The 18,105-nt window shown below is 49.8% G+C and carries 11 protein-coding genes; 9 read left to right on the top strand and 2 right to left on the bottom strand.

What is annotated here, in order from left to right:
- Positions 1 to 12: 12 nt before the first annotated feature.
- Both AACH41_RS11070 and AACH41_RS11065 read right to left on the bottom strand, forming a co-directional pair.
- Positions 13 to 1,194, bottom strand: coding sequence for an EAL domain-containing response regulator (locus tag AACH41_RS11070; protein ID WP_338655092.1), 1,182 nt, complete (start codon positions 1,192 to 1,194; stop codon positions 13 to 15).
- A gap of 326 nt (positions 1,195 to 1,520) precedes the next feature.
- A complete protein-coding gene (locus tag AACH41_RS11065) occupies positions 1,521 to 2,663 on the bottom strand; it encodes a diguanylate cyclase (RefSeq protein WP_338655090.1) in 1,143 nt (380 codons plus the stop codon).
- Positions 2,664 to 3,241: 578 nt separating this feature from the next.
- Here AACH41_RS11065 and AACH41_RS11060 point away from each other — a divergent pair.
- The 9 genes from AACH41_RS11060 to AACH41_RS11020 all read left to right on the top strand — a co-directional run bounded on the left by AACH41_RS11060 (position 3,242) and on the right by AACH41_RS11020 (position 18,103).
- The gene (locus AACH41_RS11060; RefSeq protein WP_194748541.1) at positions 3,242 to 3,745 is read left to right on the top strand and encodes a sigma-70 family RNA polymerase sigma factor; all 504 of its coding nucleotides are present in this window, start codon (positions 3,242 to 3,244) and stop codon (positions 3,743 to 3,745) included.
- Between the two features lie 25 nt (positions 3,746 to 3,770).
- Complete coding sequence (locus tag AACH41_RS11055) at positions 3,771 to 4,823, top strand: FecR domain-containing protein (RefSeq protein WP_338655087.1); 1,053 nt, start codon at positions 3,771 to 3,773, stop codon at positions 4,821 to 4,823.
- 345 nt (positions 4,824 to 5,168) lie between these two features.
- On the top strand, positions 5,169 to 8,609 hold the full coding sequence (locus AACH41_RS11050; RefSeq protein ID WP_338657602.1) for a TonB-dependent receptor: 3,441 nt from the start codon (positions 5,169 to 5,171) through the stop codon (positions 8,607 to 8,609).
- A 230-nt stretch (positions 8,610 to 8,839) separates the two neighbouring features.
- Complete coding sequence (locus AACH41_RS11045) at positions 8,840 to 9,838, top strand: hypothetical protein (protein WP_338655086.1); 999 nt, start codon at positions 8,840 to 8,842, stop codon at positions 9,836 to 9,838.
- A gap of 160 nt (positions 9,839 to 9,998) precedes the next feature.
- Positions 9,999 to 11,000, top strand: a complete 1,002-nt coding sequence (locus tag AACH41_RS11040; protein ID WP_338655085.1) for a hypothetical protein — start codon at positions 9,999 to 10,001, stop codon at positions 10,998 to 11,000.
- Between the two features lie 76 nt (positions 11,001 to 11,076).
- Entirely contained in the window at positions 11,077 to 13,236 is a 2,160-nt protein-coding gene (locus AACH41_RS11035) for a calcium-binding protein (protein ID WP_338655084.1), read from the top strand.
- A gap of 66 nt (positions 13,237 to 13,302) precedes the next feature.
- Complete coding sequence (locus tag AACH41_RS11030; RefSeq protein ID WP_338655082.1) at positions 13,303 to 15,018, top strand: type I secretion system permease/ATPase; 1,716 nt, start codon at positions 13,303 to 13,305, stop codon at positions 15,016 to 15,018.
- Positions 15,015 to 16,751 carry an ATP-binding cassette domain-containing protein gene (locus AACH41_RS11025; protein ID WP_338655080.1) on the top strand — a complete coding sequence of 579 codons (1,737 nt, stop codon included), beginning with the start codon at positions 15,015 to 15,017 and terminating at the stop codon, positions 16,749 to 16,751. The genes AACH41_RS11030 and AACH41_RS11025 overlap by 4 nt, the downstream gene beginning before the upstream one ends.
- A 2-nt stretch (positions 16,752 to 16,753) precedes the next feature.
- Positions 16,754 to 18,103: an HlyD family type I secretion periplasmic adaptor subunit gene (locus AACH41_RS11020; RefSeq protein WP_338655078.1), complete on the top strand. Its 1,350-nt coding sequence runs from the start codon at positions 16,754 to 16,756 to the stop codon at positions 18,101 to 18,103.
- The last annotated feature ends 2 nt before the right edge of the window (positions 18,104 to 18,105 follow it).

Genomic DNA, 18,105 nt, shown 5'->3' with positions numbered 1-18,105 from the left:
CAGCTGCTGCGGTCAGCGTTGTCCGTTCCAGTGGCTTAGCCAGACTTTGCTGGCGGCCGCATCCATGGGTCTGGCAAAAAAATAGCCTTGCCCGAAGCGGCAGCCCAGCTCCCGTAAACCGATGGCGGCCATACTGTTTTCTATGCCTTCGGCAATCGTCTCCAGCCCCAGGCTTTCTGCCAGTTTGAGCGTAGAGGCAATCACCTTGCGTGATTTGGAAGAGGCCTCCATGGTAGTGACAAATGATTTGTCAATTTTGAGCTCGGTAAATGGCAACGCCGCTAATTGCGACATCGAAGAATAGCCCGTGCCAAAATCATCAATACTAAGCTTAAAGCCTTGTTCACGTAAGTGAGTCAGGATTCTTTCCGCCTGTTGTGTATCCAGCATGGTGGCGGTTTCGGTCAATTCCAGAATCATGCGTGCGGGATCGAAGGCAAACCGTTGGCAGACTTGTTCCAGCATCTTGATCAAACGGTCATTGTGCAGGCTTTTGGCTGAAATGTTGACCGACAAGCATAGGGTTGAACTGATGGATTGGATAAACTGGATGCCTGTCACAACCACGTATTCAGTCAGGGCTTCTATTTGCCCAGTGTCTTCTGCCACATGAATAAATAATTCGGGTAACTGGATGCCCTGCTGTGGGTGTTGCCAGCGCAGCAATGCCTCAAAGCCTATCACCTCGCCGGTAAATAACTCGATTTGTGGTTGATAATAGACGACGAATTGCTGCTGGCGGATCGCCTCGTTTATGCTCTCGTGGTCTATGCTGAGTGGTTTGATGACTTCTGTATGATCCGTGGCATGCAAATCGACGGAAGGATGGTCCGCCAGCAATTTTTGCAGCAGATGCGGTAAGACCGGGTGATGCAAAATGCCGCGGATATTCAATTGATGTTCCAAGGCGGTCAGTTGCGCCAGTGGCAGTAGCGCTGAACCGATGCCGCTGGTCAGGATAATGCTGCTTTGGCAGTCCATACGCGCCAGCGTTTTCAGAATCTCAATGCCATCAATACTCGGCATGACCAAATCGATGGCCAGGTGCGATGGCTTCCAGGCGAGGATGGCATCGATAAATTGCCTGCCATCTTCACAGTGTTTGACCTCAAACGCCAAGTCTCTCGCGACGGCAGTCATCAGGGTCGTCAGCGTGACATCATCATCCAGAATCAATAGCGTATTTGTACTCATTGCACCACCTCCTTTTATCGGCATTCATTGCCGTTCTTGTTGTTGCTGTGTTGCAGGGGTGAAACTAAATGGGTTCGCTGAGAATAAACCTCAACACATTGGGCTGTTTAGACTGAGTAAAGTTTTATGGTAATGTAATTTGCTTAAAAAATGAACATGGTTTTGGCTGAAAACAAACGGAAATGTGCTGGTTTGGTTATAAACAGCCAAATTTTGAGGCGGAAAAAGTGTTAGCACCGCCAGCGCATGCGGCGGTGATCGGTCAATAATGATGCGTTAGCAAGATTAGAAAGTGCATTGAGATAAAAGGGCAGGGCTAGTATAAGTTATGCCATTTTTTTAAGGTCCAGGGGCTCGCTGTATATCTGCAAGTGACCGCGGCCGGCACGCTTGACCTGATACAGCGCCTGATCTGCGTGTTCATACATGGTTTGTGCAGAGAGTTTGGCGTCACAGGTGGAGCAGGCGCCGATAGATGCGCTCACCGTCAGTACCCGTTCGTCGATATGCATGGTTTGAGACAGTGCATGGCTGATTTCTGCACACACTTGCTTGAGGCGCAGATGCTCGCAATCAGACAATAAATGAAATGCGAACTCATCGCCACCCAGTCGGTAAAACTGCACGTCTGCTGTGTGAATCGCAGCCAGCCGCTTGCCCACCTCGCTTAATACCAGGTCGCCAATATGGTGACCGTATTGATCGTTGATCGGTTTGAAATGGTCAAGATCCAGAATGCAAACAACAAAACAATGCTCCCCCAGGCTGGATTCGGCTTGCTGTTGTGCCGCTTGCAAAAAGAACTGACGCCGGTTAGGTAGCGCGGTTAACACATCCTGTTGTGCCAGCCGCTGATTTTCCTTAAGCAGGCTTTGCGTTTCAAAGGTTGCATTCACCCATTGGTCAAAGGTCTTGTTGCTGGCGCGCATGGTTAACAGCATGCCCACTTCAAACACCAGAATCAGCATGGCGACCAAATAGGGATGTTCAATGTCGTCACGAAACACGCAGGTCACCGCCGCCCCAATCAGCAACACATTGTAGGCATAAGCCGCCGCCCCCAATTTGCTCAGGATAAAGGCAAAGCACAAGCCATACAGCGTGTTGTGCACGATTAAGAAATAATGCGAAAAACTACCCGTGATTGGAAACAGGTACAAACTGCGCCAGAAGGTAAACAGGCCTGCCAGTATCAGTAGGGTAGAGGCGGTATCCAGGCGTTTGCGGATATTCTCAATCGGTGGCTGGTCATGCCTGTGCTTGTACCAGAACCACAGCAAAATCACCCCTATCACCAAGCGCAACATGGGTGGCAAAATGGCAAATTTCCAATCAATCTCACCCTGCAACGCCACCATTTGGATTGTCAATGCGCTAATCGCGGTAAAAATGACCACGGGCACGTCGTTTACCAGGCTGTGGTAGCGGGCGCGCAATAAGTTAGCATCAGGTTTCTGGAGCAGTGACATTAAAATCGGTACAGGTTTCAGGAATAGCTTATCTTATGCAAGAGGCAACCGGCTTGATCATCAAAATATCGCTTTGTTTTATTCTTTATTAAGCGTTTTACTTCAGATGAAAGCAGCCATGTCCGAACCCGCATCCATTTTTCAGGCGATGGATGCCAGTTAGTTGGCGCTATTATCGAAAACTTTGAGCTTCTAGGGGGAGAGCATGGATTCAATTTATCGCTAATTTTTGCAATTTATTGTGAACTTGGGGTATGGCCGTGCCGCGCAATATTTTTGCGGTTTGGCGCTTCCCGCTGTGATGCCGGCATGATTCGATGCCTATTCATGACGGATAAACAAGTGTTAGCGTTGCAGGCCTCACGATCCAGCGGAGCGGTCGCTGGATGTTTCATAACCAAATTGGTTTTTATCAGCCATTTTTTATTAAATGTGGTTGTTTTAAACCTGTTTTATGTCAGGAAATTTTCCCTATTCATTTTTTTTATAATTGAGAATCAGTCTCTTATACGTGGTTGTGTCATGTGGCATGCGTTTTGCACTCTATGAATATAAATCTAAAAGTAGGGTGGCAGGATATGAGCGAGACACTGGCATGGTGCGGGATCGATTTAAAATGGGCTTACACGGATGTGTTGCGTCGCATTGGTCGGCGAACAGCCTGTGTGCAGCGGGCCAAAGATATTTTGCATGATGCGCTGGTGTTTTTTGCCGTTTCCAGCCATCCGGCACGTGAAGAGTCGCCACAGGCCTATTTAAACGGCATCGTGAATCATCTGCTGGTCGATGAGTTCAGATACCGCACCCGCTTTGTCGATGAGGAGCAGATGGACGAAACCGCCCTGATCCTCGACTGCACGCCAGAGCAGCTGTATGAAACTCGGCAAAAACTGCATCATTTGCAACGTATTGTGGATTTATTGCCAGAAAAATGCCGCCAGGTATTCTGGCTCTATCACGTCGATGAAATGAAGCAACGCGAAATCGCCTTGCATCTGGATATCAGTACCAGCATGGTAGAAAAACACCTGATTCGAGCCATGCTGGATATCCGTGCATTTCAGCAAAGCCTGAACCATTAAAGGTGTATTGACCTCAACTGCTGCCATGTCAAAACCCGCCCAGTCCAAGCCACTCAATGCCAAATCGCTCACCTTGAGCGAGATGGCGGCGCGCTGGTATTTACGGTTGCGTGAGCAGGAGAAAAATGCACGTGGTAGCGAGCAGCAAGCGTTTGAGGCGTGGCTGGCCGATGATCCGCGCCATGCAGCTGAATACGACAGCATTGCCCGTGCCATGCGGCAACTGGATTCTGCAGAGAGCCTCTCTAGCCTGGCCGATGCCGCCGAGCAGCGAATGTTTTTAGCCAACGAGGCCAAACGCAAAACCCGGCAGCGCCGGCTCGGCCAACTGCTCATGATAGGTATGATCAGTATCATGGGTTATTTCTCTCATCAGCAATACCAGGTTTGGCAGGCCCAGCCCGTCATGCAAATGGCCGCGCAAAACCCGGTTGGGCAGATCGTCACTAAAACGCTGGATGATGGCAGCAAAGTCACCCTCAGTGCCAAGAGCGACATGCAAGTCACTTACTACCGCCACGAGCGCCATGTGCTGCTCAAAGAAGGCGAAGCCATTTTTGAAGTGACCAAAGACCCAGAGCGCCCCTTCATCGTTGAAACCGATACCGCCAAAGTCACTGTGTTAGGCACACGCTTTGCAGTTAACCGGCTGCAACAACTGGTTCGTATCAGCGTGGATCATGGCCGGGTCAAGGTCGAACCAAATCTCGACTCTAAAGCTGAACTGGCCACCTCAACCGCTGAAGGCCAGCCCGCCATCGCCAGGGAGATCACCAACGGCCAGGTGCTCGAGGTCTACCCCAATCACGCCATGGCACTGGTCAATCGCCCCGCCTCGGACGCCTTTGCCTTCATGAAAGGCCGCCTGGTATTTGACCGCGCCGATATCGACGAAATCGCCTACACCGTTTCGCGCTACCGCGTTAAACCCGTGCAAGCACAGGGCAAGCAGGTGCGCAATATTTCTGCGGATATCAATATCCAGGATATCGACCATTTCCTGCGCGGCCTGCCCAATATTGCCCCGGTCAAACTGCAAGAAACGCCGCAATATACTTTGCTCAATAGCGCGCACTAATCACTTGATGCGTGAGTGACCTTGCCCTGAGTAAGGTCGTTATCAATTAAGTTGCTTCAGCCATTACTCGCAGCAAATGAGTCTTTGCAAATACGCATACGATTAAGCCTTCTCGCCAATTCCTGATCCCCAGTCTCGCCATATTTGGCTTTTCATCGGCTTTTATTAAAGCGATTTTCTAGCGCTCAAAAAACATATCTAAACCTATTGTGTAAAGTTAAGTTAACAACGTCAGGGTTTTGTCGCGCTCACAGATGAGTCAATAGGACAGGAGAAGAATCTGTGATTAGAAATACAAAAATACACAAAAGAGGACTACACACAGCGCTCACTGCATTGAGCGTGATGGCAACACAGCCCACTTGGGCAGAAGCACTGAACACCCAATTGCCAACACAGCAAGAGGAGACTTTTAGCGTGCCAGTGAATGTGGATATTCCAAAACAGCCTTTGGCGAACTCTTTGCACGACCTGGGCAAAGCCACCGGGATGAATATCTCATTCCCGAACGACATCGTCTCTGGCAAAACTGCGCCAGAGGTACATGGCCGTATGACGAGCGCGGAAGCCTTACGGCGGATGTTGGGCGAAAGCGGCCTTGTCCCAAAGGTAGAAGGTAATAACATCTTTATTCAAAAAGCCACAAAAGACGCAAAGAAAGATGTTCAGCTCGATAAAGTTGAGGTCCGGGCAAAACGCTTTTATGAAGTTGGGCCTTTGCCTGGCCTTGGTCTGACGAAAGAGGAGATCCCAGGTAACGTACAAAGCATTTCTGCCAAAGAAATCAAAGAAGCCCATTCGTTGAGTCTGACTGATCTCATGAATCGCAAGCTGCAATCAGTCACAGTCAATGACTACCAAGGCAACCCGTTTCAGATGGATGTGCAATACCGTGGTTTTACCGCAGGCCCGCAAATTGGAACTCCTCAGGGATTGAGCGTTTTCTTTGATGGTATCCGCGTTAATGAGCCGTTTGGTGATGTAGTGAACTGGGACATGATACCCATGAACGCTATTGCAAATCTCGATGTATTCCCAGGTTCTAATCCCATATTCGGATTAAATACATTAGGTGGCGCTTTTACCCTAAAAACCAAGGATGGATTCAATCATGCTGGTGTTGATGCTGATGTTTTGACTGGTTCATTTGGACGTAAACAATTGCAAGCTGAGGGTGGATGGAATAATGGAACAGTAGGGCTTTTCGCAGCGGGCAACTTTTTTCTCGAGGATGGGTGGCGACAAAACTCACCTAGTAAGGTAAATCAGTTATTTACTAAGGCTAGCTTCCGCGGAGATAAAGTCGACCTTAATTTAAGCACTTTGCTAGTGCAAACAGACTTGGTAGGAAATGGATTATTACCGTCACAAATGTATGAGCAAGACCGGAATAGTGTTTTTACCTCTCCTGATAAAACCAAAAATCAATTAGCACAGTTTCAATTGTCTGGCAGTTACTTTGTGAATGATACATTTTCAGTCACTGGTCAGGTCTATCGCAGAAATAGTAAGCGTCATCAAGTTGGCTCGGACGTGGTTAGGGAGTGGAACGATAACTTCCGGGGGAAAAGAACTCCTGCTGCTGGTGAAGAGTTTACATGCTTGCTAGCAAGTACGGGGTCGCAGAAGGGCATTCCAGATATGTATGTTATACCTAGTCCAGCCGATCCTTCGAATGGTTCAACAGACATTACATCCACTGATTTTTATCAAAACCTTTCAGATAATGTTGGAAATACGGGCTTATATACGGTGGACGCAGCTCAGTTTGCCAATCTTAAAAACACTGGTATTCCAGACGATATGGCTCAGGCGCTGCGAGACACTTTTGATTTCTGGAAAAATAAAGAGGAAAGAATACTTTATAACCAAAATCAAGCAACACCCAAATATTCAGGTAATGCTTTTATCGATAGTAATGGCAATCAAATAACGGACGGCAACGGTCAACCCTTACCAAGTTATTATATTGGGAGTAGCTTGATAGGTGATTTTCAGCCACTTGGCTCAGGGGACACTGTTTACTATCCTAATTTGGATGATGTTTATTTTTACAAGTATGTGAATGTGAATGGGGTAGACACCCTTTATAGGTTTAATGTTGTTTTGCTAGCCCCAACCAACAATGATAAATGTGCTGCAGCAAAGGCTGCTGAAGATGCATACCCGTTTGAGCCTATTGATGGTGCAAATGGTAATAGGCCTGGTGTTGTTGAGGGTACACCAACCGCCATTATTAATGACAATACCATTAATCAAATAGTCGATGGTGGATCAATCCAACTCAACTGGAATTTAGAACATCACAAATTTATGGTTGGCGCTTCAATTGATAGCGCGAGCGCTGATTACAGCAATTACACGCAACTTGGATTCTTTGATGCGGAAAGAAATGCATATATTGACCCAGCGCAAGCACACCCACAATTTATTGGAGCCTATCAACAGATTCCTAATAATAACTTTAGTGGCACTAATACAACGCAGAGTATTTATTTCAGTGAAACCTGGACGCCTGTTGAGACATTGCACTTTAATGTCTCTGGACGCTATAACCAAACCTTCACAAAAAATAAGATTGCAGCAAGATACGGATACAGTACCTATGAAATTACCGATTTAATCGGTTATCCAGATAGAGTCGGTGTATGTGATGGTGATTGCACAACTAACAAACCACCTACCTATTATCGCCCAATAAATCTCTTTAATGCACTTGATCCCGCAGAAACAGAGAAATTTAGCTTTTACTCTTTTAACCCTTCACTCGGTGCGACCTGGCAGGCGACTGACCAGATAAATATATTTGCAAATGTAGCGCAGGGCACTCGGGTGCCCAGTGTGATTGAGTTAGGCTGTGCTTTTGATAATACGCCAGTTCTGGTCGCTGGTAGAAGCATCCCTAAAAGTCTGGCCGAAAATCGACAATGCACTTTGCCAACGGCGCTTTCCGGTGATCCTTTCTTGCCACAAATTCGATCAACTAGTTATGACTTAGGATTAAGAGGTAACTGGGGTGAAGGTGTGCGCTGGAATCTTGGCGCGTTTCAGACTGATCTTCGAGATGACATCTATTTTGTTGCCGTAGGTAATGGGCGAGGCTTTTTTAATACGATTGGCGACACAAGGCGTCGTGGCATTGAAATGGGGCTTGCCGGTCAAAAAGACAAATGGAACTTCAACGTGAATTATGCGCTGACAGATGCTACGTTTGAAGACAGCTTTCGTATGATTAGCCCTGACAATAGCAGCTCTACAGATAAGAATGATGGTTACGGACAAGCCATTGATGTGAAACCCGGTAGTCGTATTCCTGGAGTATCTCTACACAACCTTAATGCCAGTGTTAATTATGCAGTCACCGATAAATGGACAGTTGGTTTATCTGGTGTTGCGCATTCTGATAGCTATGTTCGAGGCAATGAAAATAACGAGCATAAAGTAGGGGTGATTCAAGATCGGGGGATGGGTGCGGCAGGTAACGCATTGTTACGTCCAACAAGTAACCCAGGAACTGTCCCCGGTTTTGCCGTATTCAATTTTCAAACCAGCTATAAGCTCAGTAAAGAGTGGACGGCGACCATGATTGTAAACAATCTTTTTGACAGAGAGTATTTCACTGCTGGTCGCTTGGGGCGTAATCCTTTTTCACCAAGTATAAATGGCGCAATTGGCCCTGATGGCTACAACCATAATTCTAATGACTGGCTAAGCACAAACTTCATCTCACCAGGCGCGCCGCGTGGTGTCTGGTTTAGTTTGAATTGGCATTTTGTTCCAGATTAATTTGTATTAAATCTCGGGAAGAAATCCCAGTAGTAAAAGTATAAGAATTGGTTAATTTAGCTTCTGTAATAAAGCTTGATTATGTAAACCCGAAGAGGGGGCATTTTTGATCTCCTCTTCAACAACGAAATTCAACGGCAACCTTTTTAGAACTCACGGGCGACTATTCGTTGTGCGAGTTTGGGCAGCAGGCCCCCTGAATGTCTGCTAATGGATCATTGGGAGTAACTATGCTTAAGTACTATATGATTTTAACTGGGGCGGTTACATTGACAGTAGCGTCGATATCTGCTTTTGCAGCAGGGTCATTTTGCATGCTCCCAGCATCACCTTCAGGTTCTGCATATATCAACCTATATAACGATGGACGAGTGATTCCACCTTTGGCCGGCCCCCCGGTATCATCTTTGCTCTCACGAACCAACTTTGGAATTGATTTGCCGAATGGTGGATCTGCAGGTGTTTGCCAAATTAGCGGATTGGCGAACAATTCAACAGCTCCTTTACCAGGCTATGGTTTGCAGGTTACTGCAAATACTCAAAACATTTATGCTGTTGATGGCACCACTATTATTGGCGGTGTTACTGAGAGAATTTGGCGTAAAACATCCACTAGCCCTGCGATGTGTATCCTCGGTACTTCTGTCGCATTAACTTCAAACGCTTATTACAATGGTTCTAGATACTTTGAGTTAAATGATATCGCTCGTGGTGGTTTTGCTAATGTTGGAGCTGTAAATGTAGGCTACTTTACAGTTCCAACAACACCGGCGTTATATCCGGTTTATCGCGCAGGTAGAACATTTACATCGGTTCAGCATCGGGCATATAAGTACGATGGTTTTCAAGCAGAAAAGCAGAATAATGGAATTGGTTACTTGGATCTTCCTACAATCGGCGGATCCTCTACTTTGAATATTAATGGAGTGAATGTCGGTATATTAGGAAATACAGTTGCATCCGCTTCTGCAACTCAACAACAAGCACAGGTGAATACTAACTGGGTGGATTTTACCTTACATGCGGTTTTTCTAGATGGAGATATTACCGACCCAATCTCTGCTATGACTTATATAGAGTTCCCGTGTAATAACGATAGTGCTGCAGTAATTAATACGGCTTGGAGGAAGTCTGGAGCTTTAAGATTGCGGCAGACAGGTCAAAAAAATTCAACTTTTCATGAAATTATTATGACAGGCTATGCTCCACCTGGGGCAATATTGCCTTGACGCTTTCGTCGACTCTACTGATAGGGGCATTTGTGACGAACCTTAAAGTATTCAATTACGATCGACTTAGAACTGACAGGGACTAACGATTGTAGTGAATTGGTAATGCAGGCAGCCACAAATGCCTGCTAATTGTATCTTCTTTTTGTAAGGAGTAAAAATGTATAAGACTACTATTAAATTAGCAGTGATTGGAGCGCTTGGTTTTGTTTCGTCAGCCGCATTTGCCGCCGGATCTTTTTGTGCTTTATCGTCTGCGCCAACTGGCTCTGCTTATATCAATCTTTATAACGATGGTAGAACCGTACCTCCATTAGCGGGCCCAGCAGTGACCTCTTTACAGTCAAGGCTTAACTTTGGGAGTGACTCCCCATATGCTGGCGCGGCTGGATCATGCCAAATTACAGGCTTATCTAATGATGCAACGGCACCACTCTCAGGGTACGGTTTGCAAGTGACATCTAATACGCAGAATATTTTCGCAACTGATGGAGTAACCGTTATTGGTAATGTTACGCAACGTATTTGGAGAAATACAAGTACGAGCCCGGCATCTTGTATTTTAGGTACAAAAGTGACATTGGGTACTAATGCGTTTTATAACGGATCACAATATTTTGAGTTAAATGATATTGCTGTGGGTGGGTACAGCGGCTCCGGTTCTGTAAATGTTGGTTATTTTGCAGCTTCATCAACTCCAGCATTATCGCCGGTTTATAGAGCGGGTAGAACGTTTACTTCCGTTCAACACCGGGCGTATAAATATGGTGGCACTCAAGCGGAGCGCCAGAATAATGGCACGGGTTATTTAGACTTGCCAACTATTGGCGGTTCATCAACATTAGCCATCAATGGCGTTAACTCAGGCATTAGTGGTACGACAGTTGCTACTGCTACCGCTGCTCAACAAGATGCTCAAGTGAACAGTAATTGGGTTGACTTTACTGTTGATGCTGGCTTTCAGGATGATGATGGCGGTACTAATCCCATCTCTTCAATAGCGTATGTTGAGTTTTCTTGCAATAGTGACAGTGCCTCGACAATTAATAGTACATGGCGTAAAGCCGGTGCGTTAAGACTTCGTCAGACTGCTCAAGAAAATACTACCTTCCATGAAATTTCATTGACTGGATACGCTCCTCCTGGGGCAACAGTACCTTAATCGCTCGTAAGTTAGTCAATCTAGCGAAGCGGGTTCCCCGCTTCGCTATTCACTCTCATAAATGTAGGAGTCTAGTATGGCTATTAAAATATTCAACTCAACAGAAACAGAATATACCGGTTCTGAAAGTAACGATTTAATTGTTGGTAACAATTTAGGCAATGTTATTGACGGAGCGAACGGAAATGATGTCATTATCGGTGGATCTGGTGACGATTATCTAGTTGGTGGAAATGGCAATGATGTGATTTTCGGTGGGGCTGGGAACGATACTATAGACGTCGGATCTGGTAATAATTTCGCTCATGGTGGCGATGGTATTGACAATATTTTCGGTGGTAGTGGCAATGATATATTGCTTGGTGGTGCTGGAGATGATGAAATTTACGGCGGTGATGGCGATGATATTCTATCTGGTGGCGCTGGCTCTGACGTTGTTCGTGGAGAAGGCGCTACTGCTGGCGATGAAACCGTGAATGGTAATGTTTATCTAGCCTCATCTAATGATATTTTATTGGGTGCTGAAGGTAACGATACATTTGTGATCGGTTCCGAGGACGATAGCGGGAGTATTGTTATTGTAGGTGGCGTTTCCAATCTCGATAATAGTGGTAACGAGGCCCGTTATACTGATGTTGATGAGGACGAAGGTACTGAAGAGGTTGTCGCTGTCGACTCAACCACTGGGCTTACTGTCCCTCTTGACGATCAGGAAATGTCTGAAGAAGCAGAAACCGATGTTCGTTTGAACATCGTAACCCGTCCAGGATCTTCTGCAATTAGCACCTTTGCTACTACAGTCGCAGGCTACAACGCAGTGGATACACTTGAATTTACTCAATCAGGTGAGTTTGAGGGTATCCAATTCACTGGCATTGAGCGTATTGAACTGGCTAGTGGTGTAAGCATCACTTTGGAAGCTGAGCAACTTGAAGAGAATGGTGAATCTCTAAGCTTGGGTGAATTAAACCCTGGCTACCAAATTCATGGTGTTGCCGGTGGCGATGTTGAAAACGTCACTGTTGAACTTGAGTTTGAAGAAGCCACTTTTGAGCCAGCTTCTACCATTGTGGGTGCTACACCAGTCACATACGACAAGGCTGCGTTTGAGGTAGATGACTTCTCTGTTGCTCACCTTTACTACAATGTGGATGTGACTTACGACGCTTCAGAAGGTGAAGCTGGTAGCTTCACCCGCATTGACGGTGCTAACGAAGGTAGCGATGCACACGAGATCGTACTGGGTAGTGAAGGTGTTGATTACGCAACCATGCGTTTGGGTGATGACACGGTTTACGGTAACGGCGGCAATGACCTGTTGATCGGTCATGGCGGTGCTGACTACCTGGATGGTGGCGAAGGCAATGACATTTTTGTGATCGGCGGTTTTGGTAGTGGTGTGCAAGGCACAACTTCTAAGGCAGATGACGGTAACAAAGAGTGGATTGCGACTGGCGACAAGCATGATGTGATCGTGGGTGGTGATGGCGTGGATACACTGCGCATTACTACTGGCATCGGTGCTAATACTAAAGCCAACGGCACTGTTGTGCTCAACAACGACAACTTCCAGTCTATGGAAGTGGTGCAGGTGGGTGGCACTGTCGGTCGTTTGAATGTTGAAAACACTGACCTGCAATTGCTCAACGATCATTACTACTTCAAAGCCAACGGCACGGTATCTGATCTCTCCAACACCTTGGGTAACAACGGCGGGACCATCAACAATGTGGTGGTAGATGCTTCTGGCTTGACCACCAATGGTCTGCGTTTTGAAGGTAATGCTAACCAGCAAACCTTTATCGGCACCAGCAAGGCTGACGTATTTGTTGGCAATGGTGGTAACGATACGCTGACAGGGAATGGCGGCGCGGATACGTTTGTGTTCGGCAAAGTCTACGAGCAAGTCGTGACTGGTTCATCTACCAGTGTGCAAACCTATACCAACACGGCGTTTAACCTGACCGGGGTAGACACCATCACTGATTTCACCCGTGGCACCGACAAAATCGAGTTGCACCTGGATCAGTACAGCCAGTTGGCAGGGTTTAACAGCAGCATGTTGCGTGTGAACAGCACCGGCACTGCGCAAGACGCCAATGATTACCTGATTTACAACACCACCACTAAAACCCTCAGCTATGACGCAGATGGTAATGGTAGCGGTGCCAAGGTAGACATTGCAGTGTTGACAGGCGTCAGCACAGTGTCTGTGTCGGACTTTGTTGTCGTTTAAGTAGCGGCGGATAGGCGGGCAGGGAAACCTGCCTGCCGATACGCTCTATCAAAGTCCTTAGTCGTGATGAAGTTGTCGCAAGCTGAAACCATCAAGCAAGCATTGCCCGCCCTGTGGCCGTTGTGGCGCCGGGTATGGTTGTTTGGGGTGGTGACCAATTTGCTGATTCTGGTGCCCTCCTGGTATATGCTGGAGGTGTACGACCGCGTCATTAATAGCCGTAATGTTTCGACCTTGCTGATGCTGACCGTGATGGCGGCCTTTGCCTATCTGGTGATGGAAGCACTCGAGTGGCAGCGCCGCAACTTGTTGCAGTCAGCGGCCAAAAAATTTGAATCCCTGTTGCAGCAACGCGTATTTGAACGCGTATTTGCGAGCAGGTTGTCCATGCCTGAATTCCCTGCCAGCCAGGTATTTTCTGATTTTTCTACCCTCAAGCAAGCGTTGCATTCTTCTGCCTGTTTGAGCCTGATTGATGCCCCGTTTTGCCTGATTTTTTTAGCAGCCGTGTTCTGGATTCATCCGGCACTGGGTTTGCTTACCCTGGCCGGGCTCAGCATCCAATTGATTTTGACCTGGCATAACCAGTCTCGCGTGGCCCCGCTGATGGCGCAGGCCAACCAGCATGCAATCGAGTCACACCGTTATTTTGCCAGCATCAGCCGTCATGGCGATGCCATGCATGCCATGGCCATGCTGGCGCCCATGCAGCAGCGTTGGCTGCAACACCAGCACGGTTTTTTGTGGCAGCAGGCGCAAGCCTCGGCGCTGGCGGGCAAAAGCGCTGCCGCTGCCCGCTGGCTGCAAACCCTGCAAACCAGCTTGATTCTGGGCCTGGCCTGTTACCTGTTTATTGCAGGTGATTTGTACAACGGCGGGGCCATGATGATTGTGGCCTCGATTCTGGCTGCCCGCGTGCTCGCACCGCTGGTGCAATGTGTGGGCCATTGGAAAACCTATGAGCAAGCCTGGACCGCGTATCAACGCATAGACAGTTTGCTGGCGGGCGCGCCAGCCACTGCGCCCGGCATGGTCTTGCCGCCGCCAGTGGGTGAGTTGAGCGTAGACCAGCTGGGGTATGCCATGCCGCAAGCAGGCAAAGCAGCTGCCGAAGCGTTTATCCGCCAGGTGCAGTTCAAGCTTGCGCCGGGGCAGGTGCTGATTGTCGCTGGCGCCTCGGCGTCAGGCAAAACCACGCTGGCCAAATTGCTGGTCGGCTTACTGGCCCCCACCACCGGCCGGGTACGCCTGGATGGGGTGGATATTTACCGTTGGGATAAAAACCAGCTCGGCCCTTCGCTGGGATATCTGGCGCAAGAGGTCGATGTGTTTGATGGCCGCCTGGTGGATAATATTTGCCGTTTTCAAACACCTGACCCTGCCGCCCTGGCCGAGGTACTTGATCTGCTGGGCCTCAGCGAGTGGGTGCAGCAGTTACCAGAGGGGCTGAATACCGTGATTGGTGCATCTGGCATGCACCTGTCTGGCGGCGAACGGCAGTTAATTGGCCTGGCCCGCGCTTTTTATGGCAAGCCGCGTTTTGTGGTGCTCGATGAGCCCAATGCCAACCTCGACACAACCAGTGAGCGATTGTTACAGCAGGCGATTGCACGCATGAAGCAACAGGGCACTACCTTTGTCATCATCAGCCATTTGCAACACATTTTAAGCATCGCCGACTGCATGCTGGTGATGTGCCAGGGCCAGATGATCCGCTTTGGCAAACCGGCCGAGGTGCTGGCCAGTTTTCAGCCGGAGTCTGGCAAGGTGGCGAGTTTATGATGGCTTTAGCGGGCGGATGGCGGCAGTCGCCGATGTGGGCATTTATGCAGCCTTTTCAGGGTGCATTTTTGCAGATGTTCTGGCTGAGTTTTTTAACCAATGTACTGATGCTGGTGCCCACGCTGTACATGCTGCAACTGTATGACCGGGTCATGCTCAGCCGTAATACGCTGACGCTGGTGGCGATGACGCTGCTGACGGCTGGCTTGCTTGTGTTCATGGCGGGGGCTGACTGGTTGCGCAGTCTGTATGCGGTAAAGACCGGGGTGCAGTTTGACTTGCGCTTTGGCAAACAGGTGTTTGCCGCCACCTTTGATCCAGGTCGCCCGGCGTCCAATGTGCCGCAACAGGCCTTGCAGCAATTGACGGCGGTCAGGCAGTGGCTGACCGGGCAGGGCTTGTTTGCCTTGCTGGATATTCCCTGGAGCCTGATTTACATCGCCGTCCTGTTTGCCCTGCATCCGCTGCTGGGTATGACCGCAATTGCATTCTGCCTGGTGCAGTGTCTGGTGGCCTGGTGGCATCAGCATGTATTGGCGCAGCCTGGTCAGGAAACCCACGCCGCCCGCCAGCGTACCGAGCATTTTTTGCAACAGAAAATTCAGCACGCACAGACCAGCCATGTGCTGGGCATGATGCAGACCTTGCGCCAGCACTGGCAACAGTTACTGGCACAGCAAGCCGAGTCCGAAGACCACTGGCAACGCCAGAGCGATCGCAGCCAGTTTCTCAACAAATGGGTGCGTTACTGCCTGCAATCGCTCATGCTGGCTGTCGCGGCGTGGTTGACCATTGAAGGCGAGATCAGTGTCGGTTCCATGGTGGCTTCCAATGTGCTGATTGCGCGTGCGCTGCAACCGTTTGATGTCATGGTGCAAAGCTGGCGCCAGTGGCTGCAAGCCAAGACGGCCGCCGGTGAGCTTCAGCAAATGATGACAGGTGTGCCGATGAAAGCGGGGGCTGAGGCGCAAACAATGGAAACCGTCGCCGCTGCGCCCCTGTTGCGGCCCTATACCTTGCAGTTGACGCAGGTCGGGGTCAGTCATGGGGCCCGCCCGTTGCTGCAGGCGGTGGATGTCAGCATTCTGCCGGGCCGCCTGTTATGCGTGATGGGCCCCTCCGGGGCAGGCAAAAGTACCTTGGCCCGATTGCTGGTCGGGGCGGTATTTGCCGAGCGCGGGCGCTATGAAGTCAACCAGACCTTGCTGACGCCTGCCAATGTGCGGCAGTCACTCACCAGTGTTGGTTATCTGCCGCAGCAAGTGTCTTTGCTTGAAGGCACCATTGCCGAGAATGTGGCACGTTTTGGGCCACTTGAGACGCCGCATATCTTGCAGGCTTGCCAGCGTGTCGGTTTGCACGAGGCCATTTTGCGCTTGCCGCAAGGCTACGATACTCGGCTGGATGCCCAAGGCTTGCCCTTGTCGGGTGGCCAGCGGCAACTGCTCGGTCTGGCCCGCGCCATTTACAAAGAGCCCGCCTTGCTGGTGCTGGATGAGCCTAATGCCAGCCTGGACGAGTTTGGAGAAGCCAGGCTGCTGCAGCTATTGCAGGCGCTGAAAACCCTTAACACGACAATCGTCGTCATTTCTCACCGTTCCGGCATCCTCAAGATCACCGACGACCTGCTGGTGCTCAAGCGCGGCGAAGTATTGCATCACGGGCCGCGTGATGCCGGCATCGTCTATTTAAACCAGTTACAAGCCGCCAGTCCTCTGGCTACTACGGAGTAAACATGTCGCTGATGTCGACCAGCCCTGTCCCTGACAATGTCCATGCCATTGAAGACTATGCGCATAACGCAAGGCCTGCACGCAAAGGCGCCCTGATTTTGCTGGCGGGCCTGGCCGGGTTTGTGCTGTGGGCCGCGCTGGCGCCACTGGATGAGGGCGTGCCGACCGAAGGCGTGATCAGCGTGGAAAGCAATCACAAGGTGGTGCAGCATTTGTCGGGCGGCATGGTGAGTGAACTGTTGGTGCACGAAGGCAAGGAAGTACATGCCGGCGAGGTATTGTTCAAGCTGGATGCGCAGGCCAGCAAGGCGCGGTATGAAGAGGTGCGTCACCGTTATGCCGGGTTGCGCGCGCAGGAAGACCGCCTGCGTGCTGAGCAGACCCAGCGCACGCTGATTGATTTTCACCCGGATTTGATCAGCCAGCAGACCGATCCGCTGATTCAGCAACAGATGCGTAACCAGAGCCAGTTGCTGCTGGCCAAAGTGTCGGCGCTGGCGGCGGATATTGCGGCCAAGCAAGAGGCCATTGCCGGCTATCAGGCATTGATAGAAGGCTATCGCGGCGTGTTGACCAGCCATGAGTCGCAACTGCGCCTGCTCGAAGAACAACTGCAAGGCGTGCGCGCGCTGGCGGCCGAGGGCTATGCGCCACGCAACCAGCAAAATGACCTGGAGCAACGTGTGGCGGCCCTGTATGGTGACCGGGCCAACACACAGGCCAATCTGTTACGCGCGCAACGGGCCATTCTCGAGCTGCAACAGCAAATTTATCAGCGCAAACAGCTGGAGAAAAAAGACATTGATGCAGAAATGGCGCAAGTCAAATTGCAAGTCGAGGCCGATGCCCAAAAAGTCCGCGCGTTGCGCGAAGAACTGGGGCGGACTGAAATCCGCGCGCCAGCCTCAGGCCAGGTGGTGGGCTTGCAGGTGCACACCGTGGGCGCCGTGATCCAGCCTGGGCAAAAACTCATGGATATTGTGCCCTCGGGCGAAGCGCTGATTGTGGACGCACAGATTCCGCCACACCTGATCGACAAAATCCATGTTGGCCAGGCGGCCGATATCCGCTTCTCTACCTTTGCCAACAGCCCGCAACTGCTGGCAGAGGGCCAGCTCAAATCGGTTTCCAAAGACCTGCTGAGCAAACCGGCTGCTACGCCTGAAGGCAGCCAGAGTTATTACCTGGCCCGCGTCAAGCTGACGGACAAAGGCGTGCAAGCCTTGCAAGGCCGCCAGTTACAGCCGGGCATGCCAGTACAGGTGGTGATCAAGACCGGGGAACGCACGCTGTGGAATTACCTGATGCATCCGCTGAGCAAGCGGTTAGCCGCCTCCATGAAGGAAGAATAACC

Source organism: Methylophilus sp. DW102 (assembly GCF_037076555.1).
Classification (GTDB): Bacteria; Pseudomonadota; Gammaproteobacteria; order Burkholderiales; family Methylophilaceae; genus Methylophilus; species Methylophilus glucosoxydans.
The sequence above is the reverse complement of the archived record's forward strand: the minus strand, read 5'-3'. Positions and strand labels throughout refer to the sequence as shown.

What these genes read in the sequence shown, in the direction of transcription:
- AACH41_RS11070 (WP_338655092.1), bottom strand. Translation starts at nt 1,194, where the DNA reads ATGAGTACAAATACGCTATTGATTCTGGATGATGATGTCACGCTGACG.
- AACH41_RS11065 (WP_338655090.1), bottom strand. Translation starts at nt 2,663, where the DNA reads ATGTCACTGCTCCAGAAACCTGATGCTAACTTATTGCGCGCCCGCTAC.
- AACH41_RS11060 (WP_194748541.1), top strand. Translation starts at nt 3,242, where the DNA reads ATGAGCGAGACACTGGCATGGTGCGGGATCGATTTAAAATGGGCTTAC.
- AACH41_RS11055 (WP_338655087.1), top strand. Translation starts at nt 3,771, where the DNA reads ATGTCAAAACCCGCCCAGTCCAAGCCACTCAATGCCAAATCGCTCACC.
- AACH41_RS11050 (WP_338657602.1), top strand. Translation starts at nt 5,169, where the DNA reads ATGGCAACACAGCCCACTTGGGCAGAAGCACTGAACACCCAATTGCCA.
- AACH41_RS11045 (WP_338655086.1), top strand. Translation starts at nt 8,840, where the DNA reads ATGCTTAAGTACTATATGATTTTAACTGGGGCGGTTACATTGACAGTA.
- AACH41_RS11040 (WP_338655085.1), top strand. Translation starts at nt 9,999, where the DNA reads ATGTATAAGACTACTATTAAATTAGCAGTGATTGGAGCGCTTGGTTTT.
- AACH41_RS11035 (WP_338655084.1), top strand. Translation starts at nt 11,077, where the DNA reads ATGGCTATTAAAATATTCAACTCAACAGAAACAGAATATACCGGTTCT.
- AACH41_RS11030 (WP_338655082.1), top strand. Translation starts at nt 13,303, where the DNA reads ATGAAGTTGTCGCAAGCTGAAACCATCAAGCAAGCATTGCCCGCCCTG.
- AACH41_RS11025 (WP_338655080.1), top strand. Translation starts at nt 15,015, where the DNA reads ATGATGGCTTTAGCGGGCGGATGGCGGCAGTCGCCGATGTGGGCATTT.
- AACH41_RS11020 (WP_338655078.1), top strand. Translation starts at nt 16,754, where the DNA reads ATGTCGCTGATGTCGACCAGCCCTGTCCCTGACAATGTCCATGCCATT.